We start from the raw sequence: 1,042 nt of genomic DNA on the forward strand, positions 1-1,042 counted from the left end.
ACCACAAATCCGACCGCGCTGGCGAGTCGGAGATTGACTGGAGGAGGGAACGTGATAGAACCAGTGAAAGTGCGCTGAGTCGGTCGGATTGGGTGTGCTGAGACGTTAGGCAGAAAATAGATGGCGCGGGATGAATTTCTAGAACCTGTGAAGCGTCTGCTGGCTGAGCGCTCTGCGTATCGATGTAGTAATCCAGACTGTCAGCGAACTACGGTAGGTGCCTCAATAGTAGATCCTAATAAGGCTATAAAGCCTGGGGTGGCAGCCCATATTCATGCAGCAAGTGAGGGAGGACCACGATTCAACAGCTCTCAGACCTCAGACGAAAGGTCATCAGCGAGTAACGGCATTTGGTTGTGTGAGTTTTGCGCCTCACTAGTAGATAAGAACCACGGAGTTGATTTTTCACCGGAGTTACTAAAGCAGTGGAAGGAGATTCACGAGCTGAGAACTTTCGTTGAGCTCACAACAGGAGCCTCGGAAGCCGGACTAACGGGCTGGTGTGAAGAATTCGAAGGCAATTGGAAATTATTCGTTAAGAACCCAACAATCGTTCCCTTTTACGACTGTGTTGTTCGAGGATTCAAGCAGGAGAACTTTGACGCTGACTTTGGTGACGTTGAGGTGGTTTTTGGAACTATTCCACCCCGTCAGTCTCTTGATGATACAATAGAATACGGAATTTTGAGCAGTGATATATTTGGTTATCCCTTAATCGACCTAGAATATACTGATGTAGAGGGTGTCCATTGGTTGCGTCACAGTAGCGGAAAGTTAGCAAAAATAGACTTCCGCCGTCCGTTTGACTAGGCATTGCCTAACAATGCGCAGCACCACAAATCCGACCGCGCTGGCGAGTCGGAGGCTTGACGGAAGGAGGGAGCGTGATAGAAGTAGTGAAAGCGCGCTGAGTCGGTCGGATTGGGTGTGCTTGAACGTTCGCTTAAAAGAATCCTTCTAGTAAAATGTCTACCCCGATTGGTCCATTTCATCGCTTAGGAGAACCTGGTGGCGATGGCTGTCCAGTTGGTGTTTTGCAAGT

1 protein-coding gene is annotated in these 1,042 nt (G+C 49.0%); it reads left to right on the forward strand.

Going from position 1 to position 1,042, the window contains the following annotated elements; translation table 11 throughout:
* Positions 1-258: 258 nt before the first annotated feature.
* On the forward strand, positions 259-810 hold the full coding sequence (locus IE099_RS20600; RefSeq protein WP_189574734.1) for a hypothetical protein: 552 nt from the start codon (positions 259-261) through the stop codon (positions 808-810).
* Positions 811-1,042 lie beyond the last annotated feature (232 nt).

The sequence above is a fragment of the Roseibacillus persicicus genome (assembly GCF_014651675.1).
GTDB classification, from domain to species: Bacteria; Verrucomicrobiota; Verrucomicrobiia; order Verrucomicrobiales; family Akkermansiaceae; genus Roseibacillus; species Roseibacillus persicicus.